Source organism: Micromonospora sp. NPDC005257 (assembly GCF_042872445.1).
Lineage (GTDB): Bacteria > Actinomycetota > Actinomycetes > Mycobacteriales > Micromonosporaceae > Micromonospora.
Map to the genome: position 1 here is coordinate 120,467 of NZ_JBIAKL010000002.1, position 24,668 is coordinate 145,134.

At 74.4% G+C, this 24,668-nt stretch carries 21 protein-coding genes; 12 read left to right on the top strand and 9 right to left on the bottom strand.

Going from position 1 to position 24,668, the window contains the following annotated elements; all coding sequences use genetic code 11:
* Window positions 1-191 precede the first annotated feature (191 nt).
* Both ACFYO8_RS04030 and ACFYO8_RS04035 read left to right on the top strand, forming a co-directional pair.
* A complete protein-coding gene (locus tag ACFYO8_RS04030; protein WP_354870529.1) occupies window positions 192-494 on the top strand; it encodes a type VII secretion target in 303 nt (100 codons plus the stop codon).
* Window positions 491-2,104 (top strand): alpha/beta hydrolase, encoded by a 1,614-nt coding sequence (locus ACFYO8_RS04035; protein ID WP_354870527.1) that lies wholly within the window; start codon window positions 491-493, stop codon window positions 2,102-2,104. Before ACFYO8_RS04030 ends, ACFYO8_RS04035 begins: the two co-directional genes overlap by 4 nt.
* A 117-nt stretch (window positions 2,105-2,221) precedes the next feature.
* On the opposite strand, the gene glmS is transcribed toward ACFYO8_RS04035, so the two are convergent.
* The gene (gene glmS / locus ACFYO8_RS04040) at window positions 2,222-4,135 is read right to left on the bottom strand and encodes a glutamine--fructose-6-phosphate transaminase (isomerizing) (protein ID WP_354870524.1); all 1,914 of its coding nucleotides are present in this window, start codon (window positions 4,133-4,135) and stop codon (window positions 2,222-2,224) included.
* Between the two features lie 274 nt (window positions 4,136-4,409).
* Here glmS and ACFYO8_RS04045 point away from each other — a divergent pair, with 274 nt between their 5' ends.
* The 3 genes from ACFYO8_RS04045 to ACFYO8_RS04055 are packed head-to-tail and all read left to right on the top strand — an operon-like array spanning window position 4,410 to window position 7,169.
* On the top strand, window positions 4,410-5,420 hold the full coding sequence (locus ACFYO8_RS04045; RefSeq protein ID WP_355014809.1) for an MmpS family transport accessory protein: 1,011 nt from the start codon (window positions 4,410-4,412) through the stop codon (window positions 5,418-5,420).
* Window positions 5,421-5,469: 49 nt separating this feature from the next.
* A complete protein-coding gene (locus ACFYO8_RS04050) occupies window positions 5,470-6,657 on the top strand; it encodes a pyridoxal phosphate-dependent aminotransferase (RefSeq protein ID WP_355014808.1) in 1,188 nt (395 codons plus the stop codon).
* Entirely contained in the window at window positions 6,654-7,169 is a 516-nt protein-coding gene (locus ACFYO8_RS04055) for a hypothetical protein (protein WP_354870516.1), read from the top strand. The genes ACFYO8_RS04050 and ACFYO8_RS04055 overlap by 4 nt, the downstream gene beginning before the upstream one ends.
* A gap of 97 nt (window positions 7,170-7,266) precedes the next feature.
* Here the strand turns inward: ACFYO8_RS04055 and ACFYO8_RS04060 are convergent, their stop codons facing one another.
* Window positions 7,267-7,893: a PadR family transcriptional regulator gene (locus tag ACFYO8_RS04060; protein WP_354870513.1), complete on the bottom strand. Its 627-nt coding sequence runs from the start codon at window positions 7,891-7,893 to the stop codon at window positions 7,267-7,269.
* 95 nt (window positions 7,894-7,988) lie between these two features.
* Between ACFYO8_RS04060 and ACFYO8_RS04065 the strand changes: the two genes are divergently transcribed.
* Together ACFYO8_RS04065 and ACFYO8_RS04070 are read left to right on the top strand one after the other, a co-directional pair.
* Window positions 7,989-10,805, top strand: a complete 2,817-nt coding sequence (locus ACFYO8_RS04065; RefSeq protein WP_387256795.1) for an FtsX-like permease family protein — start codon at window positions 7,989-7,991, stop codon at window positions 10,803-10,805.
* Window positions 10,806-10,807: 2 nt separating this feature from the next.
* Entirely contained in the window at window positions 10,808-11,554 is a 747-nt protein-coding gene (locus ACFYO8_RS04070) for an ABC transporter ATP-binding protein (protein ID WP_354870507.1), read from the top strand.
* A 19-nt stretch (window positions 11,555-11,573) separates the two neighbouring features.
* Here the strand turns inward: ACFYO8_RS04070 and glmM are convergent, their stop codons facing one another.
* The 7 genes from glmM to ACFYO8_RS04105 form a co-directional block, all read right to left on the bottom strand.
* Window positions 11,574-12,929: a phosphoglucosamine mutase gene (gene glmM / locus ACFYO8_RS04075; protein WP_387256797.1), complete on the bottom strand. Its 1,356-nt coding sequence runs from the start codon at window positions 12,927-12,929 to the stop codon at window positions 11,574-11,576.
* 116 nt (window positions 12,930-13,045) lie between these two features.
* Window positions 13,046-13,510: a 30S ribosomal protein S9 gene (gene rpsI, locus ACFYO8_RS04080; protein WP_102658823.1), complete on the bottom strand. Its 465-nt coding sequence runs from the start codon at window positions 13,508-13,510 to the stop codon at window positions 13,046-13,048.
* Window positions 13,511-13,530: 20 nt separating this feature from the next.
* Complete coding sequence (gene rplM / locus ACFYO8_RS04085; protein WP_354870501.1) at window positions 13,531-13,974, bottom strand: 50S ribosomal protein L13; 444 nt, start codon at window positions 13,972-13,974, stop codon at window positions 13,531-13,533.
* A 208-nt stretch (window positions 13,975-14,182) separates the two neighbouring features.
* Window positions 14,183-15,550, bottom strand: a complete 1,368-nt coding sequence (locus ACFYO8_RS04090; RefSeq protein ID WP_354870498.1) for a nitrate/nitrite transporter — start codon at window positions 15,548-15,550, stop codon at window positions 14,183-14,185.
* A 122-nt stretch (window positions 15,551-15,672) separates the two neighbouring features.
* Window positions 15,673-15,966 carry a type II toxin-antitoxin system PemK/MazF family toxin gene (locus ACFYO8_RS04095; protein WP_354870495.1) on the bottom strand — a complete coding sequence of 98 codons (294 nt, stop codon included), beginning with the start codon at window positions 15,964-15,966 and terminating at the stop codon, window positions 15,673-15,675.
* Complete coding sequence (locus ACFYO8_RS04100) at window positions 15,956-16,213, bottom strand: DUF6364 family protein (RefSeq protein WP_354870492.1); 258 nt, start codon at window positions 16,211-16,213, stop codon at window positions 15,956-15,958. Before ACFYO8_RS04100 ends, ACFYO8_RS04095 begins: the two co-directional genes overlap by 11 nt.
* 73 nt (window positions 16,214-16,286) lie before the next feature.
* Window positions 16,287-16,982: a class I SAM-dependent methyltransferase gene (locus ACFYO8_RS04105; RefSeq protein ID WP_354870489.1), complete on the bottom strand. Its 696-nt coding sequence runs from the start codon at window positions 16,980-16,982 to the stop codon at window positions 16,287-16,289.
* Between the two features lie 146 nt (window positions 16,983-17,128).
* On the opposite strand from ACFYO8_RS04105, the gene ACFYO8_RS04110 reads away from it, so the two are divergent.
* Genes ACFYO8_RS04110 through ACFYO8_RS04130 form a run of 5 tightly spaced genes read left to right on the top strand, consistent with a single transcriptional unit; the run spans window position 17,129 to window position 24,663 of the window.
* On the top strand, window positions 17,129-19,240 hold the full coding sequence (locus ACFYO8_RS04110) for a molybdopterin oxidoreductase family protein (protein WP_354870486.1): 2,112 nt from the start codon (window positions 17,129-17,131) through the stop codon (window positions 19,238-19,240).
* Window positions 19,237-20,715, top strand: a complete 1,479-nt coding sequence (locus tag ACFYO8_RS04115) for an FAD-dependent oxidoreductase (RefSeq protein ID WP_354870484.1) — start codon at window positions 19,237-19,239, stop codon at window positions 20,713-20,715. The genes ACFYO8_RS04110 and ACFYO8_RS04115 overlap by 4 nt, the downstream gene beginning before the upstream one ends.
* A complete protein-coding gene (gene nirB / locus ACFYO8_RS04120) occupies window positions 20,712-23,231 on the top strand; it encodes a nitrite reductase large subunit NirB (RefSeq protein ID WP_387256798.1) in 2,520 nt (839 codons plus the stop codon). The genes ACFYO8_RS04115 and nirB overlap by 4 nt, the downstream gene beginning before the upstream one ends.
* Window positions 23,228-23,575: a nitrite reductase small subunit NirD gene (nirD, locus tag ACFYO8_RS04125; RefSeq protein ID WP_354870478.1), complete on the top strand. Its 348-nt coding sequence runs from the start codon at window positions 23,228-23,230 to the stop codon at window positions 23,573-23,575. Before nirB ends, nirD begins: the two co-directional genes overlap by 4 nt.
* Window positions 23,575-24,663, top strand: a complete 1,089-nt coding sequence (locus ACFYO8_RS04130; RefSeq protein WP_354870475.1) for a uroporphyrinogen-III synthase — start codon at window positions 23,575-23,577, stop codon at window positions 24,661-24,663. Before nirD ends, ACFYO8_RS04130 begins: the two co-directional genes overlap by 1 nt.
* The last annotated feature ends 5 nt before the right edge of the window (window positions 24,664-24,668 follow it).

Consider the following 24,668-nt stretch of genomic DNA (forward strand, 5'->3'; position numbering starts at 1 on the left):
GGCTCAGCTTCCGCCCGCGGCTCCCCCGATCACGGCCTCAGCCTACCGGCGGTACGCGGCCCGGACCGGCTGACGGAGCGCCCCTGTGGATAACCCGGAACGTTGTCCACAGGGGTCGGCGGACGCTGTCCAGTGCCGCCTAGCCTCCCGGTGTCCGGGGCCGGCCGGTGGTGCCGGGCGAGGGAGGGCACGTGGTGGAGAAACCGTTCGACGTCGACCCGGGGCTGCTGCGCACGGTGGCGCGCGAGCTGGCCGACGACGCGTACCGACTGGCCAGCGGGCCGGGTGCGGCGCCGGAGTCGTTGCTGGTGGCGGCGCCGGACGGCTGGCGCTCCGGGACGGCGCTGGCCGACCTGGAGGCGGCGGTGCGGCGCTGGTCCGGCGCGCTCGGCACCCGGGTGGCCGACACCGCCGAGGCGTTGCGTCGCGGGGCGGACGGCTACGAGGCGGCGGACGAGCGCGCCGCCCGTCGGCTCGCCGGGGTGCTCCGGTGAACGGCGGCGCCGCCGACGTGCCGGCCGGTTACGCGCAGCTCTGGCGGGCCGACCCGGCCTCCTGGCTCACCGCCGCGACGGCATGGCGGGGACTCGCCGGGCCGGTACGGCGGCGCGCCGACGCGCTGGCCACCCGGATCGGCACGCTCCGCCCCGGGTGGTCGGGTACGGCCTCGACGGCGGCACAACGGCGGATCGGGGACCTGCGCACCGAGCTCACCGACGTGCTGCCGGCGTTGTTCGAGGTCGACCAGGTGCTCGCCGAGTTCGGCGCGCGCCTGGGCGCGGCGAAGGCCCGGCTCGGCGCCGAGGTGGCCCGCGCCGAGTCCGGTGGCCTGCTCGTGGACCGCACCGGAGCGGTCCGGCCCGATCCGGCCCGGCCGGTGGCGCGGGCCGGGCCGGCGGTGGTCGACGCGCGGGCCGGGATCCGGGGCGCGCTCACGCTCGCCGGGGCCGCCGACCGGGAGGCGGCCGTCCGGCTGGCGGAACTGACCACCGCGGCGGTGACCGGCTGGGTCAGCGTCCCGTCCGCGTGGCGGCCGGGCCCCGGTGCCGGGCCGGCCGAGGTGAGCCGCTGGTGGGCGGCGCTGAGCGCGGCCGAGCGGCGCTGGCTGGTGGGGCGGGAACCGGATCGAATCGGCCGCCTCGACGGGTTGCCGGCCGCCGCGCGGGACCAGGCCAACCGGCTGCTGCTCGGCCAGCGGCGGGAGCAGCTGCGCGTCCGGCGGCTCGCGCTGCTGCGCCCGCTTCCGGCCGGCCCGTTGGAGGCGTCCCGGCGGGTCCGGCTGGCCGGTGTCGAGGCGGCGTTACGCGGGCTGGACGGGCTCGGCGAGCGGCTGGCGTCGGGCGGGACGCCCCGGGCGTACCTGCTGGGGCTGGACCCGGCCGGCGACGGCCGCGCGGTGGTGGCGCTCGGGAACCCGGACCGCGCCGCCTCGGTGCTCACCTACGTCCCGGGCATGACCTCGGATCTCGCCGACGCCCCGGCCGAGCTGGGCCGGGCGGCCCGGGTGCTGCGGCGGTGCGCGGCGCTCGGGCCGGGCGACGAGGTGGCGGCGGTGCTCTGGCTGGACTACGACGCGCCGGACTTCCTCACCGACGCGGCCGGCACCCGGCAGGCCGAGGAGGCCGGTCCGGCGCTGCACCGGTTCCAGGAGGGGTTGCGGGCCGCGCACGAGGGCCCGCCGGCCCGGCAGACGGTTCTCGGGCACAGCTACGGCTCGCTCGTGGTCGGCGCCGCCGCCCGCGACCACGGGTTGAGCGCTGACGCCCTGGTCTTCGTGGGCTCCCCGGGAGTCGGCGTGGACCACGCCGCCGACCTGCGGATGCCCGCCGGCCAGGTCTGGTCGTCGACCGCGCCGGACGACGTGATCCGGCTGGCGCGCCCGCCGGACGAGCTGGCCCGCCGCGCGCTCCTGGCGGGTACGCCGCTCGGTCCGGCGCTCGCCGCGCTGGACGGGCACGGCGAGCGCCTCTGGTTCGGCGCCGACCCGAGCGCGCCGGGCTTCGGCGGCCGGCGCTTCCCGAGCGCCCCGCACGGCCACACCGGCTACTGGGATCCGGACAACCCGGCGCTGGACGGCATGGCCCGGATCGTGCTGGGCCGGTGACCGGCGCCCCCTCCGGCAGCCGCCCGCAGCCTTCCGGCGACCGCCCGCGAGGCAGGCCGGCAACGGCGCGGTCCCTCCGCCCGGTGAAGGGGCGGAGGGACCGTGGACGAGACCGGGCTACTCGACGGTGACCGACTTGGCCAGGTTCCGGGGCTGGTCGACGTCGTGCCCGCGGGCGGCGGCGATCTCGGCGGCCAGCACCTGTAGCGGCACGGTGGTCACCAGCGGCGCCAGCAGCGTCGGCGTACGCGGCACGTAGATCAGGTGGTCGGCGTAGCGGACCACGGCCTGGTCGCCCTCCTCGGCGATCACGATGGTGCGGGCGCCGCGGGCGCGTACCTCCTGGATGTTGGAGACGACCTTGTCGTGCAGCATGCCCCGGCCGACCGGGGAGGGCACGATGCAGATCACCGGGGTGCCCTTGTCGATCAGCGAGATCGGGCCGTGCTTCAGCTCGCCGGCGGCGAAGCCCTCGGCGTGCATGTACGCCAACTCCTTCAGCTTCAGCGCGCCCTCCAGCGCCACCGGGTAGCCCACGTGCCGGCCGATGAACAACACCGTCGGCTCGGACTTCAGCTCGCGGCCCAGCTCGCGGACCGGCTCGATGCGGTCCAGCAGCTCCCGCAGCTTGCCCGGCATCTCCTGGAGCTGGGCCACCACAGCGCCCACCTCGTCGGCGAACTTGATGCCGCGCACCTGGGCCAGGTGCAGGCCGATCAGGTAGCAGGCGACGACCTGGGTGAGGAACGCCTTGGTGGAGGCGACAGCGATCTCCGGCCCGCCGTGGGTGTAGAGCACCGCGTCGGACTCGCGCGGGATGGTCGAGCCGTTGGTGTTGCAGATCGCCAGCACGCGGGCCTTCTGCTCCTTGGCGTGGCGCAGCGCCATCAGCGTGTCCATCGTCTCGCCGGACTGCGAGATCACCACGATCAGCGTGGACCGGTCCAGCACCGGGTCGCGGTAGCGAAACTCGCTGGCCAGCTCCACCTCGCAGGGGATGCGGGTCCAGTGCTCGATGGCGTACTTGGCGACCAGGCCGGCATGGTAGGAGGTGCCGCAGGCGACGATGAAGATCTTGTCGACGTCGCGCAGGTCCTGCTCGCTGAGGCGGACCTCGTCGAGGGCGATCTCGCCGGTCTCGGTGAGCCGGCCCAGCAGCGTGTCGGCGATGGCCTGCGGCTGCTCCTCGATCTCCTTGAGCATGAACCAGTCGTAGCCGCCCTTCTCGGCGGCTGACGAGTCCCAGTCGATGTGGAAGTCCGTGCCGCTCGCCGGCTGACCGGCGAAGTCGGTGATGTCGATGCTGTCCGGCGTGATCAGGACGATCTGGTCCTGCCCCAGCTCGACCGCGTCCCGGGTGTGCTCGATGAACGCGGCGACGTCGCTGGCCAGGTAGTTCTCGCCGTCGCCCCGGCCGACCACCAGCGGCGAGTTGCGCCGGGCGCCGACCACCGCGCCGGGGATGCCGGCGTCGACGGCGAGCAGCGTGAACGCGCCCTCCAGGCGCCCGCAGACCACGCGCATGGCGGCGGTGAGGAGCTGCGGGCTGTCGGTCTCACCGACCGCGCGCAGGTCGGCCAGCGCGCGGGCGATCAGGTGCGCGGCGCATTCGGTGTCGGTGTCGCTGGCGAACTCGACACCCTCGTCCTCCAGCTCGGCGCGGAGCTTCGCGAAGTTCTCGATGATGCCGTTGTGGATCACCGCGACCCGGCCGTCCGGGGAGAGGTGCGGGTGGGCGTTGCGGTCGGTCGGGCCGCCGTGCGTGGCCCAGCGGGTGTGGCCGATGCCGGTGGTGCCGTCGCCGATGCCGATCGGGCTGGCGGCGCAGTCCTCGGGGTTGTCCGCCGCCCGCTCGGAGAGGACCTTCTCCAGGTTCGCGAGCTTGCCGGCCTTCTTCTCGATCAGCAGCTCGTCCTCGCAGACCACGGCGACACCGGCCGAGTCGTAGCCGCGGTATTCGAGCCGCCGCAGTCCGTCGAGCACGATGCCGAGCGCCGGGCGGGCGCCGGCGTAACCCACGATTCCACACATGGTCCGCAGCCTAACCGAGTTTCGCTCATCGCGCGTGCTCGGAAGGCGGGTTAACGAACACTGAATTTGAGCGAACCGGACGCCGGGACGACCATTGCCGGACAAGGCCACCATACGGGTCGTTCGGACCCTCCCGGACCGGTCCGGGACGCGGCACGCGGACCGTCGGCCGGGACCGCACCGTGGCCCGCGCCGCCTACATTGAGGCCGGGTGCCCGTCCCCCGGGCCCACCGTCCCGCAGTCGTCCGCGCCTTACCCCTGTGAGCTGAGCCGATGTCCGAGACGACCCCCACCCCCGAGCCGGCCGCCGGGCCGGTCGACCCGACCGCCCCGCAGCCCTCCATGTGGACGCCGCCGGACCCGCTGGCCGCTCCGCAACCCTGGGCTCCGCCCGAGCCCTGGTCGCCGTCCCCGGCTCCGGCCCCCTGGCCGGAGCCGGGCCCGGAGAGCCCGCCCGGAACCGACCCCGCCACCTCCCCGGGCGGCGCGGTGGCCGAACCCGCCGACCCCGCCGAACCAGCTAAACCGGCCGAACCGGCGAAACCAGCCAGACCGGTGGAACCGGCGAAGCCAGCCGAAGCAGCGAAACCGGCCGCCCCGGTGGAAGCGGTGGAACCGGCGAAACCGGCCGAGCCGTCGCGTCCGGCCGTCCCGGCGGGCTCCGGCAATCCGCAGTCGTCAGTTGTCCGGGGCGCACCCGGTTGGCCGTTCCGGCCCGGCGCCTCGGGCGTACCCGGCTCGTCGGCGCGGCCGGGCCGGGTGCCCGGCTCCCTCCCGCCGCTGTACGCGCATCCCGCCCCGCCGACCCGCCGCAGCGGCGGTAGCTGGGCGTTCGGCATCGTCACCGTCCTGGCGATCCTCGCCGTCGGCCGCATCTGGATGTTCTACATCAACAGCCCCATCAACGGCGGGACAGCCCCGGGCGGGAGCTACGACGCCCCGACGCCGGTGCGGTCCAGCGAGCGGGCCGTCACGCCGGAGCGTCGGTTCTCGACGCCGGCGACCACACCGTCCGGCGGTCCCGGCCGGTTCACAGTGCTGTACGAGGTCACCGGCACGGCCCGTGAGGCGGTGGTGCTGTTCCACGACGCCGACGCCAAGTTCCTCCAGCCCGACAACGTGGCCATGCCCTGGCGGCTGAAGTTCACCACCAACAACCGCGACCAGGTGCGGCTCGTCGCCACCTCGATCGGCTCGGGCAACGTGACCTGCCAGATCACCATCGACGGCCAGGTGGTCGTCAGTCACTCGGGCCGGTACGGCGTGGACTGCTTCATCCCGTGAGCCGTCTTCATCCCGTGAGCCGTCGGCGGCGGGTCGTAGGGTGGGCGCCGTGACAACCACCGATCCGCTCGTGGCCCGGATGCGGCCGTTCGGCACCACCGTGTTCGCCGAGATGTCCGCGCTGGCCGTGCGTACCGGCGCGGTCAACCTGGGGCAGGGCTTCCCGGACACCGACGGCCCGCCGGAGATGCTCGCCGCCGCCGCCGAGGCGCTGCGTACCGGCCACAACCAGTACCCGCCCGGTCCGGGGATCCCCGTGCTGCGCGCCGCCGTCGCCGCCCACCAGCGGCGGTTCTGGGGCCTGGAGTACGACCCGGACGGCGAGATCGTGGTGACGGCCGGCGCCACCGAGGCGGTCGCGGCGAGCATCCTCGCGCTCTGCGAGCCGGGTGACGAGGTGATCTGCTTCGAGCCGTACTACGACTCGTACGCCGCCTCGATCGCGCTCGCCGGTGCGGTGCGCCGCCCGGTGACGCTGCGTCCCGGTGCCGACGGCCGGTACACCTTCGACCCGGACGCGCTGCGCGCCGCGTTCGGGCCTCGTACCCGGCTGGTGCTGCTGAACTCGCCGCACAACCCGACCGGCAAGGTCTTCACCGCCGACGAGCTGACAACGGTCGCCGAGCTGTGCCGGGAACACGACGTGTACGCGGTCACCGACGAGGTCTACGAGCACCTGGTCTTCACCGACGCCGCCGAGCCGCACGTGCCGCTCGCCACGCTGCCCGGCATGCGGGAGCGGACGCTGCGCATCTCGTCGGCCGGCAAGACGTTCTCCTGCACCGGCTGGAAGGTCGGCTGGGTGAGCGGGCCGGCGCCGCTGGTGGCCGCCGTGCTGCGGGTCAAGCAGTTCCTGACGTTCGTCAACGCCGGGCCGCTGCAACCCGCGGTCGCGGTGGCGCTCGGGCTGCCGGACGCGTACTTCACCGGGTTCCGGGACGACATGCAACGTCGGCGGGACCAGCTCGTCGCCGGGCTCGCCGACGCCGGGTTCAGCGTGCTCACGCCGGAGGGGACCTACTTCGTCACCGCCGACGTCACGCCGCTCGGCGGCCGGGACGGGTTGGAGTTCTGCCGGGCGCTGCCGGAGCGCTGCGGCGTGGTGGCGGTGCCGACGCAGGTGTTCTACGACGACGTGGCGGCCGGCCGGCACCTGATCCGGTTCGCGTTCTGCAAGCGGCCGGAGGTGCTGGCCGAGGCGGTGGCCCGGCTGCGGCGGATCCGGAAAGACGGATGAGCGACGGGTACACCGCGCGGCTGCGACGGCTCGCCGCCCAGCGCCGCAGCGACACGATGCTCTCGGGCGTACGCCCGGCATCGGTACGGGAGCAGCTCACCGCGCTCGGCGCGACGGCCGGTGACGACCTGCCCGACCTGTACGGCGAGGGCGGACCCGTGGCCGAGCTGGAGTTGCGGTATGCGCGGGCCTGGCGGCACCGCTACGGCGGCACGCTGTTCCAACAGTGGCCGGCGGCGCTGGCCGCCCTGCCCGGCGCCCGGGTGTACCCGGCGCCGCCGCACACCCACCAGTTCCGGTTCTGGCTGCCGTATCCGGCGGCGGCGCTGGACGCGGCCAACCTCGCCCTGGCCGAGGAGGAGCGAGCCTGGTTCGTCGGCGGCTGGCGGGACACCGACGTGTCCGGGCTGGCGCTGGCCGAAGTGACGGTGGCGGGGCCGGCGCGGGAGCTGGACGCCGACGCGGTGGCCGACCTGGCCGCCCGCTTCCTGCGCCGGGTACGCACGACCTGATCGCGCCGCCTGTCCACCTTGCCGCCGTGGCTACCGACGCACCGGCCGGCCGTTCCCATGCCACCGTCCGGGCCGGCGGGCGCGTCGAGCCGGTCGCTCAGCCCGCGGCCCGCGCGGCGCCGGGTTCCGGCCGGTCCGCGGCCGACCGCCCAGGCACGCCGTTCCCGCTGGACGCCGCCGCGGCGAGACCGGCGAGGGTGACGCCGTCGTCGGCGAGCAGCGCCGCCTCCGCGTCGTCCACGAAGGCCAGGTCGGCCTCGACGTGCCGGATGGCGGCCGAGAGCAGCAGCCGGACCACGGGGTCGTCGGCGTGCCGGCGCGATCCGTCGAGGTTGCGCAGCTCCCGCATGAGATGGCCGCGTTGGTTGGCCAGCACGAGCCGGACGGTCTCTGCCGCGCCGGAGCGGGCGGCGGAGGTCACCTTGAGGAAGAAGTCGTCCCGGAAACCGCCGCTGCGCGGGCTGGGCTCGGACAGCCAGCGGTCGAGTTCGGCCCGGCCGTCGAGGGTGATCTCGTAGACCACCCGGTCGGGCTTGACCGGCTGGGGCTGCCGCTCGGCCACCACCAGTCCGTCCCGGGAGAGACGGTCGAGGATCTGGTAGAGGTGCCCGATGTTGAGCGGCCCCCACTGCGGCCCGACCGCCGCCTCGAAGGCGCCCTTCAGCTCGTAGCCGTGGCTGGGGCCCCGGGCCAGCAGGGCCAGGACCGCGTGCTGGATAGCCACAGTCGTCTCCGATCCGGTTCGGACAGGCACCCGGGCGGGGCCTTGCATTGTCACAATGTATCGCGCACAGTGTGCTCAGCACACGGGGAGGCGCGATGGTCGGGTTCATCTGGGGTCAGCTTCGCGGCCGGGCCGGACGGTCGGTCGCGCTGCTGGCCGGCGTGCTGGTGGCCACCACCGGCTTCGTGGTCCTCACCGGCGCCACGACCACCTCCCGCCTCGCCGTCACCGGCGCGGTGGAACGCCAGACCCGCGCCGCCTACGACATCCTGGTGCGGCCCAAGGGCACCCGCACCCCGTTGGAGTCCGAACGCGGGCTCGTCCGGCCCAACTACCTGTCCGGCACCTACGGCGGAATCACCACCGCACAGTACGACCAGGTCAGGGCCATCGAGGGAGTCGACGTCGCGGCCCCGATCGCCATGCTCGGCTACTCCACCACCTCCATCGCGATGTCACTGGACGTGACCGCGACGGTGGATCCGTCCCTCGACCGGCAACTCATCCGGATCGACCGCGAGTTCCTCGCCGAACGCGGCCTCAGCCATGCCGCCGCCGAACCGACATACGTGTACGTCACCACCCGCCCGCTGGCCTACCCGGTCACCGGCGACCAGTACTACCCGGACGCGGTCCGGTACACCGACGGGCGGACGTACGACACCAACGACTGCGGGCTGCTGCCCCGCGAGGTGCTGCCCGGTGGGCGTACCGCACCCATCTGCGACCTGCGGGGCGAACTGCTGCACGACCTCAGCGACCGGCGGATCTGGCAGGTCGAGGCGTTCCGGATGCTGCCCGGCGGTCGTTTCGAACGGCCGGACGTGCGGTCGCCCGCCACCGCCGGCGAGTCGCTCGCGCCGCTGTCCCGCCTGACCGTGACCGTGCGCCTCACCGTGCCGTTCCTGCTCGCCGCCGTCGACCCGGCCGCCGAACAGGAGCTGGTGGGCCTGGACGACGCGGTGGTCGACGGCCGGCCGCTCACCGCCGCCGAGACCACCGTGGTGGCCAGGTTGGGCGGTGGGCTGTCCAGCCGGACCGTGCCGGTGCTCGCCACCAGCCGGCCGTTCCTCGACGGCGCGGTCCGGGCCACGTTCACCCGCACCCGGCTCGACGCGAGCATCGCCGGCGTCCCGCCACGGGAACTGGCACAACGGCTGCGCGGTCTGCCGTCCACCGCGGCCGGCGGCGCGGAACGCGACGCGGTGAGCGCGTACCGGTCGCAGCTCGCCGCCGGGCTCGGACCCGACGCCTGCTGCCACGGCCAGCTCCAGGTCGTCGTGCAGCCGGGGCAGGCGACGTACGACCGGATGCCCGACGGCAGCCTGCGGGTCCGCCCGGTCACCGCCGACCCCGCCGTGTACGGCAGCTCGCGGGACCTGGTCACCATGCCCCGCCCATGGCTCAGCGAGGACACCGGCCACCGCCCGTTGACCTCGTTGCGGCTCGGCACCGGCAGACAGGACGTCCGGCAGTGGAAGGCCGTCGGGCTGTTCGACCCGGAGAAGCTCACCGGCTTCAGCGACGTGGGCAGGGTGCCGCTGGAGACGTACGAGCCGCCGCGTGCCGAGGGTGCGGACGCGCGCAGCCGGGACGCGCTCGGCGGACGGCCGCTGGAGCCCAGCGGCAACCCGTCCGGTTACCTGTCCGCGCCCCCACTGCTGCTCACCAACCTGGCCAGCCTGCCCGGGCTGCTCGCGGCCGGCAACAGCCCGCAACGCGCCGCCCCGATCAGCGCGATCCGGGTCCGGGTGGACGACGTGGACGGCTACAGCGAGCGCGCCGCCGAGCGGGTCCGGCTGACCGCCGAGCGGATCGCCGTGGCCACCGGTCTCGACGTGGACATCACCCTCGGCTCCTCCCCCGCCCCGCAGACAGTCGACCTGCCCGCGGGCGACTTCGGCCGCCCCGGCCTGCGACTGGCCGAGAACTGGTCGGCGCTCGGTGTCGCGTCGGTCATCACCAGGGCGGTCGACCGCAAGAGCGCCGTGCTGTTCGCCCTGGTGCTGGTGGTCTGCGCCCTGTTCCTCGGCAACGCGGTCACCGCGGCGGTCCGGGACCGCCGTTCCGAGCTCGCCGTCCTCGCCTGTCTCGGCTGGTCGGCCCGGCGCATCGGAGCGCTCGTCCTCGGTGAGGTCGCCGTTCTGGGCCTGGTCGCCGGGCTCCTCGCCGTCGGTCTCGCGGCACCCCTCGGCCGCGCCCTCGGCATTGGCGTCGACTGGCGGCAGGCGCTGCTCGCCGTACCGGTGGCGTTGCTGCTGTCGCTGGCGGCGGGCCTGCCGCCGGCGCTGCGGGCCGCCCGCACCCACCCCGTCGCGGCCCTGCGGCCCCAGGTGGCCGGCGTCTTCCGAGCCCGGCGGGCCCGGACCGTCGCCGGGATGGCCCTGGTCAACCTGGCCCGCACCCCGGGGCGGACCCTGCTGGGCGCCGCCGCGCTGGCCATCGGCGTGGCCGCCCTCACCCTGGTCGCAGCGGTCACCTACGCCTTCCGCGGCGCGGTCGTCGGCAGCCTGCTCGGCGACACCGTGTCGCTGAGTGTGCGCGGCGCCGACACCCTCGCCGCGGCGGCCACCGTGCTGCTGGGTGCCGCCGCCGTCGCCGACGTCCTCTACCTGGACATCCGGGATCGCGCCGCCGAGTTGGCCACGCTGCGCGCCACCGGCTGGACCGACGGCGCCCTCGCCCGCCTCGTCGGCTGCCAGGCCCTGTTCCTCGGTGGGATCGGCGCGCTCACCGGGGCCGGTCTCGGGCTCGGCGGAGCGGCCTGGCTGGTGGGTGAGGTGCCCTCCGCCCTGGTCACCGTCGCGGCTGTGGTGGCCGGGGCCGGGGTGGCGGTCACCTGCCTCGCGGCGCTCGTTCCCGCCGCGCTGCTGCACCGCCTGCCCACCGCACGCCTACTGGCAGAGGAGTGACAATGGACCCGACCTCCGGAAGCACGGTGCGCACGGACCGGCTGGTCCGCGAGTTCCGCACCGGCACCGCGCGGCTCACCGCCGTCGACGAGGTCTCCCTGGAGATCGCCGGCGGCTCGGTGGTGGCGCTGACCGGGCCGAGCGGCTCGGGCAAGTCGACGCTTCTGCACCTGATCGGCGCGATCGAGCGGGCCGACCGGGGCAGCCTGACCGTCGACGACGTGGAGGTCACCGCGCTGCGCCGGGGCGCGCTGGCCCGCTACCGGCAGCGGGTCGGGTTCGTGTTCCAGCGGTACCACCTGCTGCCGGCGCTGACGGTGCTCGACAACGTGATCGCACCGGTGCTGCCGCTGCCGGGCCGGGCCGACCACGCCGCCCGCGCCCGGGAACTGCTCGCGGCCGTCGGCCTCCAGGGGCGGGAACGGGCCCTGCCGGCGCAACTCTCCGGCGGTCAGCAGCAGCGGGTCGCCATCGCCCGGGCGCTGATGGGCAGACCACGGCTGCTGCTTGCCGACGAACCCACCGGCAACCTGGACTCCGCCACCGGCGCGCAGATCCTGGACCTGCTCCTCGACCTGCGCGAGCGGCACGGCATGACGATCCTGCTGGCCACGCACGAGCGGGCCATCGCCGCCCGGTGCGACCGCCTGATCCGGCTCGGCGACGGCCGGCTCGTCGAGGACATCGACCTCACCGACGGCGAAGACCCGGCCGAGACGTTCGACCGGGCCTCCCGCCTGCGACTCTGAAGCGGCGCTCCGCGCCCGGTCAGGCGACCGGGCTGGCGGTGCGGACCTGCTCGGCGATGCGCTCGGCGACCTCGCGCGCGGTGTCCTCGGTGGCCGCCTCGACCATGACCCGCACCAGCGGCTCGGTACCGGAGGGGCGCAGCAGCACCCGGCCGGTCTCGCCCAGCTCCGCCTCGGCGCGCTCCACCTCGGCCCGGACCGCGGGTGCGGCGGCGCCGACGGTACGGTCGCCGACCGGCACGTTGATCAGCACCTGGGGCAGCTTGGTGATCACGGCGGCCAACTCGGCCAGCGAGGTGCCGGTGGCGGCCATCCGTGCCATCAGGTGCAGGCCGGTCAGCACGCCGTCGCCGGTGGTGGCGTAGGCGGGCAGCACGATGTGGCCGCTCTGCTCGCCGCCGAGCGCCAGGCCGGAGGCGCGCAGCTCCTCCAGCACGTACCGGTCGCCGACCTTCGTCTCGACCAGCCGGATGCCCTGCTCGGACATGGCCAGCCGGAGACCGAGGTTGCTCATCACGGTGGCCACAAGGGTGTCCTGGGTCAGCTCGCCGGCGTCCCGCATGGCCAGCGCGAGGATCGCCATGACCTGGTCACCGTCGACCTCGTCCCCGTCGGCGGTGACCGCGACGCAGCGGTCGGCGTCGCCGTCGTGGGCGATGCCGAGGTGGGCGCCGTGCTCGACCACCGCGGCGCGCAGCGCGTCGATGTGGTTGGAGCCGCACTCGTCGTTGATGTTGAGCCCGTCCGGCTCGGCGTGGATGGCGATCACCTCGGCGCCGGCCTCCCGGTAGGCGACCGGGGCGACGTCGGCCGCCGCGCCGTTGGCGCAGTCGACCACGACCTTGATCCCGTCGAGGCGGTGCGGCACGGTGCCGACCAGGTGCTGCACGTAGTGGTCGGCGCCGTCGAGCAGGTCGTTGACCCGGCCGACACCGGCGCCGATCGGGCGCTTCCAGGCGGTGGTGGCGTTCGCCTTCACCGCCGCCTCGATCCGCATCTCGATCTCGTCGAGCAGCTTGTGCCCGCCGGCGGCGAACAGCTTGATGCCGTTGTCCGGCATCGGGTTGTGCGAGGCGGAGAGCATCACGCCCAGGTCGGCCTTGATCTCGGCGGTGAGGAACGCCACCGCCGGGGTGGGCAGCACGCCGACCCGGACCACGTTGGCCCCGGCGCTGGTGAGCCCGGCGACCACCGCCGCCTCCAGCATCTCGCCGCTGGCGCGGGTGTCCCGGCCGACCACCGCGAGCGGCGGATGACTCTTGTCGGTCTCGGCCAGCGTGTGCGCCGCAGCCACCGCGACCGCCAGCGCCAACTCCGGGGTGAGATCCGCGTTCGCCCGCCCGCGTACGCCGTCCGTGCCGAACAACCGGCCCATACCCGCCAACCTCCGTGGAACTGCCGATGAGAGGAGAAACGCGGAACGGCCGGTCCGCCTCCCGGGAAGGGAAGGCGAACCGGCCGTCCGTCAGAAGTACAAGACGCTTGTGATGATCAGCGCTTCGAGTACTGGGGAGCCTTGCGGGCCTTCTTGAGGCCGTACTTCTTGCTCTCCTTGACCCGGGCGTCACGGGTCAGGAAGCCGGCCTTCTTCAGGGCCGGGCGGTCGTCGGGCTCGTTGACGATCAGCGCCCGGGCGATGGCGAGCCGCAGCGCGCCGGCCTGGCCGGTGGTGCCGCCGCCACGCAGGTTGGCGATCACGTCGAAGGCCTCGGGCTTCTCGGCGGTGACCAGCGGGTCCTTGATGAGCTGCTGGTGCACCTTGCTCGGGAAGTAGGCCTCGAGGTCGCGGCCGTTGCAGGTGATCTTGCCGGTGCCCGGCACGATCCGGACCCGGACGATGGCTTCCTTGCGCCGACCCACGGTCTGGATCGGGCGGTCACCACGGGGCGCGCGCGCGACGGGCGCCGGCGCCTCGGTGGCCTCGGGGGCGACCTCGGTGGCGGTGATGTCGGTCATGCTGCTTCCTTCGCCCGCGCTCACTGCGCGATCTGCTTGATCTCGAACGGCACCGGCTGCTGCGCGGTGTGCGGGTGCTCGGCACCGGCGTAGACCTTCAGCTTCTTGATCAGCTGACGGCCCAGCTTGTTGTGCGGGAGCATGCCCTTCACGGCCAGCTCGATGGCCCGCTCGGGCCGCTTGGTGAGCAGCTCGTCGTAGCCGACCCGCTTCAGACCACCCGGGTAACCGGAGTGGCGGTAAGCGACCTTGGTCTGACGCTTGTTGCCGGTCAGCGCGACCTTGCCCGCGTTCACGATGACGACGAAGTCGCCCGTGTCGACGTGCGGCGCGAAAGTCGGCTTGTGCTTGCCACGCAGGAGCGTGGCGGCGTGGGTCGCCAGGCGGCCCAGCACGACATCAGAGGCGTCGATGACGTGCCACTGACGCTCGATCTCACCCGGCTTCGGGCTGTACGTACGCACAGGTCTACCTTGTCTCGTCGTCGGTCTGGGGTCGCGCGCCGAGGTGACCGGGAGTTCCCGGCCGGACCAGCGCGCACGAACGACCAAGCGTACCTGAGCGGCACGCCTAAGAATGTCGTACAACAGCAGGCAACGATACCCGGCCGCCCGGTGGCAGGTCAAAACGGGGTCGAGCCGCGCGTGGCCTGCGGGTTCGTCATGGCGCAGGTCACACACCGACCAGCGTACGCGACCCGGGACGCAGGTAGACCACCCAGGTCACCACGAAGCAGAGCGCGTACCAGCCGATGAACGCCAGGTAGGCGGCGTCGGCCGTGCCGGAGGTCAGGAACGACTGCCGGAACGCCACGTTCACCAGCACCCCGCCGGAGGCGCCGACCGCCCCGGCGATGCCGATCACCGCGCCGGCCAGCCGCCGGGAACGCCGCTGCGCCGCCTCCGGGTCGCCGGTCAGCTCCCCCTCCGCGACGGCCCGGGCCCGGAAGATCGCCGGGATCATCTTGTACGTCGAGCCGTTGCCGATCCCGGAGAACACGAACAGCGCCAGGAACCCGGCCAGGTAGAGCGGAAACGACCGGTCCCGGGCGGCGTACAGCACCAGCCCGGCGCCGGCGGCCATCGCCACGAAGTTCCAGAACGTGACGCGGGCCCCGCCCAGCCGGTCGGCGAGCTGACCGCCCACCGGCCGGATCAGCGAGCCGATCAGCGGCCCGAGGAAGGTCAGCCAGGCCGCGTCCACCGGCGTCGGGAACCGGTCGTGGAACTGGAGCTGGAGCACCTGCCCGAAGGCGAAGCCGAAGCCGATGAACGAGCCGAACGTGCCCACGTAGAGCAGCGACATCACCCAGGTGTGCGGCTCGCGGGCGGCCGCGCGCAGCGCGCCCGGCTCGTTGCGCGCCCCCGGCACGTTGTCCAGCCAGCGGGCCGCTGCCAGCGCGGCCAGCACGATCAGCGGCAGATAGACAGCCGGCACGAACCGGGGGTACGCGGCGCCTACGGTCGCCAGCACCGCGAGCCCCACCAGTTGCACGGCCGGTACGCCCAGGTTGCCGCCACCGGCGTTGAGCCCCAGCGCCCGGCCCTTGAGCCGCTCCGGGAAGAACAGGTTGATGTTCGCCATCGAGGAGGCGAAGTTGCCGCCGCCGACGCCGGACAGGCAGGCGAGCACCATCAGCGTGGCGTACGACACCCCGGGCTCGATCAGCAGTGCCATCGGCACCGCCGGCACCAGCAGCAGCAGGGCGCTCACGATGGTCCAGTTCCGGCCGCCGAAGCGCGCCACGGCCAGCGTGTACGGCAGGCGCAGCACCGCCCCCAACGCGGCCGGCACGGCGGTGAGCAGGAACTTCCCGGCCGGGTCGATGCCGTACCCGGGGCCGAGGAACAGCACCATGACCGACCAGAGGCTCCACACCGAGAAGCCGACGTGCTCGGCGAAGATCGAGACGTACAGGTTGCGCCGGGCCACCCGGGCGCCACCGGCGGCCCAGAACGCCGGGTCCTCCGGCCGCCATTCGGTGAGCCGGCCGGCGTCGGCGGCCGGCGGCGTGGTGGGTGCGGAAACGAGCGTGCTCACGGGCGACTCCTCCTCGTCGGCGACGAGGCGACGCTAGGAGCCGGTGGTTTCCCCGGCGTGCCCCGCGCGCGTCGGCCCGGCAACGGAGACCGCACGTCCGCCGGGCGGCACCGGTGAGACGGTCACAACTCCTGGAGAATCCGCAGCGCCCGGCCGACCCGCTGCATGGTCTCGGTGTCGGCCACGTCCACGCACTCGGCGAACCACTTCTTCATCGGTGCGGAGATCCGGTCGGGCATCACCACGTACGCGCCCATCCGCACGGCGAGCGGCGAGTCGCGCAGCAGCGACTCCTCGACCACCTCGGCCACGATCACGATGGGCACCGCGGTGGCGTTGTAGACGTCTGAGCTGATCACCAGACCGAGTCGTTCCCGGGCGCCGGAGATGCGCCAGATCTCGCCTCTACGCAGCACGCGGACGTCCGCCGAACAGGGCGTCGTGGACGAGCGCGACCTCCTGGGCGTCGGCCAGGGAGGCGGCTTCCAGGTCCAGGCCGGCCCGGCCGACCGCGTCGGCGTGCGCGGTGAAGACCTCGCGCAGCGCCTTCTCCCGGGCGGCCTGGTCCATCCAGGCGGAGAGGGAGAGCCCTTCCCGCTTGGCGAACCGGCGTGCCTCCTCGATCGTCTCGTCGGAGAACGACAGCGTCACCTTGGCGGTCATGCCGAGAAGACTACCCAACGGTATGACCGCCAGTCATCCTCGTTCCCGCCGATCAGGGAATCGGGCAGGGCCTTCAGGGCCGCCGACCACCGAACACCGCGAAACGCCACTCCTTGAAGAAGCAGTCCACGTCCACCAGGCCCGCCTCGGCCAGCCAGCGGCACTGCTCGGCCACCGGGGCCGGGCGGTCGTGCCGCATCCGCTCCCGGGCACCGGCGATCTCCTCGGCGTCGGAGCCCATCTCGGTGATCCGCGCCGTCCACACCTCGTCGTAGCGGCGGTCCAGCGCCGGGGTCGGCCCGGCCACCTGCTCGGCGTTGACGAACACCCCGCCGGGGACCAGCACGTCGGCCGCCCGCCGGTACAGCGCCCGCTTGCCGGAGTCGTCGAGGTGGTGGATGGCCAGCGCGGACACCACCGCGTCGTACCGCCCCTCGGGCAGCGGGTCGGCCAGGTCGGCGTGGACCGTGCGATGGGGCACGCCGCGTTCTTCCAGGTGCCCGGCGGCCACCGCGAGCATGCCGGCGGCGCCGTCCACAAGCGTCAGGCGGACGCCGGGGACGGCCGCGGTCAGCAGGAGGGACAGCAGGCCGGTGCCCGCGCCCAGGTCGAGCACCTCGGGGGTACGCCCGGCGGCGAGCGCGGCACGCAGCGGCGGCGCGGCCACCTCGACGGCGGCGCCGTAGAAGGCGTCGAAGCAGGGCACCAGGCGGCGTCGGGCCTGGTCGTAGGTGCCGGCCACCGCGTCGAACGCGTCCGTCACACTCATGGCGCCTCCCAAAATATGAGATTATTGTCCCACATTCTAAACCCTGCGGCCGGTCTCGTCACCTACGTGCGGTGTGAAGCGCTCGTGACAGGACCGAAACAGAGCAGACCCGGACCGGAAACCGCCCGACGGCACGCTTTTCCGACATGACAGACGGTGCACGCCCGGCGACGCGAACGGGGCCACGTCCCGTCGAGGTCGCCACGCACTGCCCGTACTGCGCCTTGCAGTGCGGCATGTCGCTGCGCTCCACCGGCGACGGTGTCGAGGTCGGCGCCCGCGAGTTTCCCACCAACCGGGGCGGGCTGTGCCAGAAGGGCTGGACCGCCGCCGACCTGCTCGACCATCCGGACCGGCTCACCACCCCGCTGCTGCGCGACCGGCCCGGCGGCGAACTGCGCCTGGCGACCTGGGACGAGGCGCTCGACCGCGTGGTCGCCGGCCTTCGGGACGTGCAGCACCGGCACGGGCCGGACGCGGTCGCCGTCTTCGGCGGCGGCGGCCTCACCAACGAGAAGGCGTACGCGCTCGGCCGCTTCGCCCGGGTGACGCTGCGGACCCGGCACATCGACTACAACGGGCGCTGGTGCATGTCGTCGGCCGCCGCGGCCGGCAACCGGGCGTTCGGGATCGACCGTGGACTGCCGTTCCCGCTCGCCGACCTCGGGCACGCGGACACGCTGCTGCTCGTCGGCGCGAACCCGGCCGAGACCATGCCGCCGCTGATGCGGCACGTCGCCGACCTGCGGGCACGCGGCGGCCGGGTGATCGTGGTCGACCCGCGCGTCACCGCCACGGCCCGGCAGGCCGACCTGCACCTGCAACCCCTGCCCGGCACCGACCTCGCGGTGGCGAACGCGCTGCTGCACATCGCGTTCACCGAGGGCTGGCTGGACCGGGCGTACGTGGCGGAGCGGACCACCGGCTTCGACGAGGTGCGACGGACGGTGGCCGGCTACTGGCCGGCGGAGGTGGAACGGCTCTCCGGCGTGCCGGTGGCCGACCTGTATGCGACCGCCCGCGCGCTGGCCACAGTGGACCACGCGGTCATCCTCACCGCCCGGGGCGCCGAGCAGCACGCCAAGGGCGTCGACACGGTGACCGCCTTCATCAACCTGGCGCTCGCCCTGGGCCTGCCCGGCCGCCCCGGCTCCGGCTACGGCTGCCTGACCGGGCAGGGCAACGGGCAGGGCGGCCGGGAACACGGGCAGAAGGCCGACCAGCTTCCCGGCTACCGGCGCATCGACGACCCGGCGGCCCGGGCGCACGTCGCCGGGGTGTGGGGCGTCGAACCGGACGCGCTGCCCGGGCCGGGGGTGCCGGCGTACCAGCTTCTCGACGCGCTCGGCACGCCGTCCGGCGCGCGGGCACTGCTTGTCTTCGGGTCCAACCCGGTCGTCTCCGCGCCCCGCGCCGCCCGGGTCGAGTCCCGGCTGCGCGCCCTGGACCTGCTGGTGGTGGCGGACTTCGTCCGCTCCGAGACGGCCGAGCTGGCCGACGTGGTGCTGCCGGTCGCCCAGTGGGCCGAGGAGGACGGGACGATGACCAACCTGGAGGGCCGGGTGCTGCGCCGCCGGGCACTGCGCGAACCACCCGCCGGAGTCCGTACCGAGCTGGCGATCCTCGCCGCGCTCGCCGCACGGCTGACCGGCGGCGGGACGCCGCTGCCGGCCGACCCCCGCGAGGTCTTCGCGGAGCTGGGCCGGGCCTCGGCCGGCGGGCCGGCCGACTACGCCGGAATCACCTGGGACCGGATCGACACCGACACCGGCGTCTTCTGGCCCTGTCCGGACCGGGACGGCCCGGACACGCCCCGGCTGTTCGCCGACCGCTTCCCCACCCCGGACGGCCGGGCCCGGTTCCATCCGGTGACCCACCGGCCGGCCGCCGAGCCGGTGTGCGCCGACTACCCGCTGCACTTCACCACCGGCCGGGTGCTGGCTCAATACCAGTCCGGCGCGCAGACCCGGCGGGTGGCCGCGTTGCGCCGCGCCGCGCCCGGCGGCTTCGTCGAGCTGCATCCCGACCTGGCGGCCCGGATCGGCGTGACCGAGGGGACACCGGTGCGGGTGGTCTCCCGCCGGGGTGAGCTGCGCGCGCCGGCAAGGCTCAGCACGGCGATCCGGCCGGACACCGTCTTCGCGCCGTTCCACTGGCCCGGCGCGCAACGCGCCAACTCGGTCACCAACGACGCCCTCGACCCGGTCTCCGGCATGCCCGAGTTCAAGATCTGCGCGGTCCGGGTGGAGCCGGCATGAACGAGCGCATCGTCGTCGTCGGCTACGGCATGGCCGGCGCCCGGCTCGCCGCCGAGCTGCACGCGCGCGGCGGGAACCGGCGGATCACCGTTCTCGGGGCGGAGCCGCACCGCGCGTACAACCGGATCATGCTCTCCACGCTGCTCGCCGGGCGCATCGGCGAGCCGGACGTGGAGCTGGTCGAAGCAGTCGGGCCGGGGATCGAGGTCCGCACCGGCGCGGCCGTCACCGCCGTGGACCGGGCCGCCCGCGAGGTGGTCACCGCCGACGGCGACCGGCACGGGTACGACCACCTGGTGCTCGCCACCGGCAGCCGGGCCGTGGTGCCGCCGCTGCCGGGTCTCGCGCCGCTGCCCGAGCGGGTCGTCCCGTTCCGCACGCTCGGCGACTGCCGACGGATCCTCGCCGCCGCCGAGGGCGCGCGCCGCGTCGTCGTGCTCGGCGGCGGGCTGCTGGGCCTGGAGGCGGCCCGCGGGCTGGCCGCCCGCGGTCTCGACGTGACCGTGGTCCACCCGGTCGGGCACCTGATGGAACGGCAGCTCGACCCGTCGGCCGGCGCGGTCCTCGCGGGCACGCTCGCCGGCCTGGGCGTCCGGTCCCGGCTCGGGGCGCCGGCGACCGCCGTGAGCGCCGACGCCGACGGCGTCCGCCTGCACCTGGGCGACACCGAACCGCTCGACGCCGACCTGCTGGTGCTCTGCTGCGGGGTACGTCCCGACACGGCGCTCGCCACGGCGGCCGGGCTCGCCGTCGACCGGGGTGTGGTGGTCGACGACAGGATGCGTACCAGCGACCGGCACGTCTCCGCGATCGGCGACTGCGCCCAGCACGACGGGACGCTGACCGGGCTCGTCGCGCCGGCCTGGGCGCAGGCCCGGGTGGTGGCCGACGTGTTGACCGGCGCTGATCCGCTGGCCCGCTACCGGCCCCGGCCGGCGGTGACCCGGCTCAAGGCGGCCGGCATCGACCTGGCCGCGATGGGCGACATGGCCGGGTCCGGCGCCCCGGACGGGAGCGGCCCGGTCGAGGAGCTGACCTTCGCCGACCCGGCCCGGGGCACGTACGCCCGGCTGCGCATCCGGGACGAGCGGCTGACCGGCGCGATCCTGCTCGGCGACAACCCGGCGGTCGGCACCGTGGTGCAGCTCTTCGACAGAAGCGCGCCGGTGCCGGCGGACCGGCGCGCGCTGCTGCTCGGCCGGGCGTTCGGCGAGGCGCCGGCCGGACCGGCGGCGTCACCGGCGCTGATGCCGGACGCCGCGACCGTGTGCCGCTGCAACGACGTGAGCAAGGGCGCGCTGGTGGCGTGCTGGCGGGCGGGCGCCCGGACGGCGGCGGCGCTGTCCACGGCGACCCGGGCCGCCACCGGCTGCGGCAGTTGCCGGGACGCGGTGGCCGGCATCGCCGCCTGGCTCACCGAGGTCGACCCGCCCACGACCGACGAGGTACGCGAGACGGTGGAGGTGGCGTCATGAGGCAGCTGGTCGTGGTCGGGAACGGCATGGTCGGGCAACGCTTCGTCGAGGCGCTGCGGGCCTGGGACACCGACGGGCGGTGGCATGTCACGGTCCTGGCCGAGGAACGGCGTCCGGCGTACGACCGGGTGCGGCTCTCCGCCGTCTTCGACGGGACGCACGCCGACGAGCTGACGGTGCACACCCCCGACGCCGGGGTGGACCTGCGCCTGGGTGAGCCGGCCACCGGCGTCGACCGGGCGCGGCGGGTGGTGACCACGGCGGCCGGTGAACATCCGTACGACGCGCTGGTGCTGGCCACCGGCTCGTACGCCTTCGTGCCGCCGGTGGACGGCACGGACCTGCCGGGTGTCTTCGTCTACCGGACGCTGGACGACCTGGCCGCGATCCGGGAGCACGCCCGGGGCCGCCGCACCGGCGCGGTGATCGGCGGCGGGCTGCTCGGGCTGGAGGCGGCGAACGCGCTGCGGCTGCTCGGGCTCGCCACGAGCGTGGTCGAGTTCGCGCCCCGGCTGATGCCGGTGCAGGTGGACGAGGCGGGCGGGGCGATGCTCCGGCGGTACGTGGAGGAGCTGGGCGTGACGCCGTACCTCGGGGTGGCCACCACGGCCCTGCGTCCCGGAACGGACGGCACGGTGACCGCGCTCGACCTGGCCGACGGCCGCACGGTCGACGCGGAACTGGTGGTGGTGGCCGCCGGGATCCGGCCCCGCGACGAGCTGGCCCGCGCGGCCGGACTGCCACTCGGTCCGCGTGGCGGCGTGCTGGTGGACTCGGCCTGCCGGACCGCCGACGAGCGGATCTGGGCGGTCGGCGAGTGCGCGGCCGTCGACGGGGTCTGCCACGGTCTGGTCGCGCCCGGGTACGCCACCGCCGAGGTGGTCGCCGACCGGCTGCTCGGCGGCGCGGCCACGTTCCCCGGCGCGGATACCGCGACGAAACTCAAGCTGCTCGGCGTGGACGTGGCCTCGTTCGGTGACGCGCACGGCGTCACCCCCGGCTGCCTCGACGTGACGTTCACCGACCCGGCCACCCGCTCGTACGCGAAGCTGGTCCTCTCCGACGACGCGCGGACGCTGCTCGGCGGCGTGCTGGTCGGGGACGCGAGCGCGTACCCGACGTTGCGGGCCAGTGTGGGCGGGCCGCTGCCCGGTCCCCCGCTGGCGTTGCTGGCGCCGGCCGGCGGCGCGGGCGCCGGTGCGGGCGCGTTGCCCGCCACCGCGCAGGTGTGCTCCTGCAACGCGGTGACCCGGGCCGACCTGGACGCGGCGATCGCCGGCGGGACGACCGACGTGCCGGCGCTGAAGGCGTGCACCCGGGCCGGTACGAGCTGCGGCTCCTGCGTGCCGATGCTCAAGCAGTTGCTGGACGCCGCCGGGGTACGCCAGTCCACAGCGTTGTGCGAGCACTTCGACCACAGCCGGCAGGAGCTGTTCGACCTGATCCGGGTGCGGGGCATCGGCACGTTCTCCCGGCTCGTCGCCGAGCACGGGCGCGGGAGCGGGTGCGACATCTGCAAGCCGGTGGTGGCCTCGATCCTGGCGTCGCTCGGCACCGGGCACGTGCTCGACGGCGAGCAGGCGTCGCTCCAGGACACCAACGACCACTTCCTGGCCAACCTGCAACGCGACGGCAGTTACTCGGTGGTGCCCCGGATTCCCGGCGGGGAGATCACCCCGGAGAAGCTGATCGCGATCGGCGAGGTGGCGCGCGACTTCCGGCTGTACACGAAGATCACCGGTGGGCAGCGGATCGACCTGTTCGGCGCTCGGGTCGACCAGTTGCCGCAGATCTGGCGCCGGCTGGTCGACGCGGGCTTCGAGTCGGGCCACGCGTACGGCAAGGCGCTGCGCACCGTGAAGTCCTGCGTGGGCGACACCTGGTGCCGCTACGGCGTGCAGGACTCGGTCGGGCTGGCGGTCGCGCTGGAGCTGCGCTACCGAGGGCTGCGCGCGCCGCACAAGCTCAAGTCGGCGGTCTCCGGCTGCGCCCGGGAGTGCGCCGAGGCCCGGAGCAAGGACTTCGGGATCATCGCCACCGAGACCGGCTGGAACCTGTACGTCGGCGGCAACGGCGGTTTCCGGCCCCGGCACGCCGACCTGTTCGCCACCGACCTGGGCACGGCGGAGCTGGTCACACTGATCGACCGGTTCGTCATGTACTACATCCGCACCGCCGACCGGTTGCAACGCACCGCCGCCTGGATCGAGGCCATGGACGGCGGTCTGGACCACCTCCGGTCGGTGCTCGTGGACGACTCGCTCGGGCTCTGCGCCGACCTCGACGCGGCGATGGCCCGGCACGTCGCGAGCTACTCCGACGAGTGGCGCGACGTGCTGGACGACCCGGACCGGCTGCGCCGCTTCACCTCCTTCGTCAACGCGCCCGACGTGCCCGACCCGTCCATCACGTTCACCCAGGAGCGGGGCCAGCCGGTGCCGGCCCGGGGCGCGCCCCCGGACGACGGACACCGCCGCCAGCCCGTCGTGCTGGGCCTGCCGGAGGTACGCCGATGAGCCCCGTCGTCACGCTGACCTGGACCCCCGTCTGCCCGCTGGACCGGCTCGACCCCGACCGGGGCGTGGCGGCGCTCGTCGACGGCGTACAGGTGGCCGTCTTCCGCACCGCGAGCGGGCTGTACGCGGTGGACAACCTCGACCCGGTCGGCGGCGCGTACGTCATGTCCCGAGGGCTGGTCGGCAGCCGGGGCGGGGTACCCACGCTCGCCTCACCGCTGCACAAGCAGGTCTACGACCTCACCACGGGGCGGTGCCTGGACCTTCCGGGCGTGACGCTGCGCCGGCATCCGGTGCGCTGCCGGGACGGCCTGGTCGAGGTGCGGTTACGGCAGGAGGAATGATGCGGGACGAGCTGGCCGGCTTCACCATCGGGGTCACCGCCGACCGGCGGCGCGACGAACTTGCCGCGCTGTTCCAGCGGCGTGGGGCGCGGGTGGTGCTCGCCCCGGCACTGCGGATCGTCCCGCTGGCCGACGACAGCGACCTGCGTGAGGCCACCCGGGCCTGCCTGGAACACCCACCGGACGTGCTGATGGCGAACACCGGCATCGGCATGCGTGGCTGGCTGGAGGCGGCCGAGGGCTGGGGGCTGGCCGAGCCGCTGCGCACCACGCTCGCCAACGCGTACGTGGTGTCCCGGGGCCCGAAGGCGACCGGGGCCATCCGCGCCGCCGGGCTGCGTGAGCACTGGTCCCCGGAGTCGGAGAGCTGCGACGAGGTGATCGAGCATCTGGTCCGGCGCGGGGTGGCCGGCCAGGTCGTGGCGATGCAACTGCACGGCGAGCGGCAGCCCGAGTGCACCGACGCGCTGGTGGCGGCCGGCGCCACGGTGATCGAGGTGCCGGTCTACCGGTGGGCGCCGCCGGCCGACCCGGCGCCGCTGCACCGGCTCATCGACCTGGTGGCCGGGCGGCTCGTCGACGCGGTCACGTTCACCTCGGCCCCGGCGGCCGAGGCGCTGCTGCGGGCGGCCGGGGACCGTACCGAGACGGTGCTGGAGGCGCTGCGCGGCGACGTGCTGGCCGGGTGCGTCGGCACCGTCACCGCCGAGCCGCTGGTACGGCGCGGGGTGCCGGTGAGCGCGCCGAGCCGGGCCCGGCTGGGCGCGCTGGTCCGCACCATCGTCGAGGAGCTGCCCCGGCGCACCGTCTCGGTGAAGGCGGCCGGGCACGTGCTGACGCTGCGCGGGCACGCCGCGGTGGTGGACGGGGAACTGCGCCAGTTGGCGCCGGCCCCGATGGCGGTGCTGCGGGCGCTCGCCGCCTCGCCCGGGAAGGTGCTCTCCCGCACCGCGCTGCTGCGTACGCTTCCGCGCGGCGCCGACGAGCACGCGGTGGAGATGGCGGTCGCCCGCCTGCGGGCCGGCCTGAGGGCGCCGCGCGTGGTGCAGACGGTGGTCAAGCGGGGATACCGCCTGCGGGTCGACTGACCCGC

Coding starts and splice junctions, on each gene's coding strand:
- ACFYO8_RS04115 (WP_354870484.1), top strand. CDS start 19,237: ATGAACGAGCGCATCGTCGTCGTCGGCTACGGCATGGCCGGCGCCCGG.
- ACFYO8_RS04105 (WP_354870489.1), bottom strand. CDS start 16,982: ATGAGTGTGACGGACGCGTTCGACGCGGTGGCCGGCACCTACGACCAG.
- ACFYO8_RS04055 (WP_354870516.1), top strand. CDS start 6,654: ATGAGCGACGGGTACACCGCGCGGCTGCGACGGCTCGCCGCCCAGCGC.
- ACFYO8_RS04070 (WP_354870507.1), top strand. CDS start 10,808: ATGGACCCGACCTCCGGAAGCACGGTGCGCACGGACCGGCTGGTCCGC.
- ACFYO8_RS04065 (WP_387256795.1), top strand. CDS start 7,989: ATGGTCGGGTTCATCTGGGGTCAGCTTCGCGGCCGGGCCGGACGGTCG.
- nirD (WP_354870478.1), top strand. CDS start 23,228: ATGAGCCCCGTCGTCACGCTGACCTGGACCCCCGTCTGCCCGCTGGAC.
- ACFYO8_RS04110 (WP_354870486.1), top strand. CDS start 17,129: ATGACAGACGGTGCACGCCCGGCGACGCGAACGGGGCCACGTCCCGTC.
- glmS (WP_354870524.1), bottom strand. CDS start 4,135: ATGTGTGGAATCGTGGGTTACGCCGGCGCCCGCCCGGCGCTCGGCATC.
- ACFYO8_RS04100 (WP_354870492.1), bottom strand. CDS start 16,213: ATGACCGCCAAGGTGACGCTGTCGTTCTCCGACGAGACGATCGAGGAG.
- nirB (WP_387256798.1), top strand. CDS start 20,712: ATGAGGCAGCTGGTCGTGGTCGGGAACGGCATGGTCGGGCAACGCTTC.
- glmM (WP_387256797.1), bottom strand. CDS start 12,929: ATGGGCCGGTTGTTCGGCACGGACGGCGTACGCGGGCGGGCGAACGCG.
- ACFYO8_RS04130 (WP_354870475.1), top strand. CDS start 23,575: ATGCGGGACGAGCTGGCCGGCTTCACCATCGGGGTCACCGCCGACCGG.
- ACFYO8_RS04045 (WP_355014809.1), top strand. CDS start 4,410: ATGTCCGAGACGACCCCCACCCCCGAGCCGGCCGCCGGGCCGGTCGAC.
- rpsI (WP_102658823.1), bottom strand. CDS start 13,510: ATGACCGACATCACCGCCACCGAGGTCGCCCCCGAGGCCACCGAGGCG.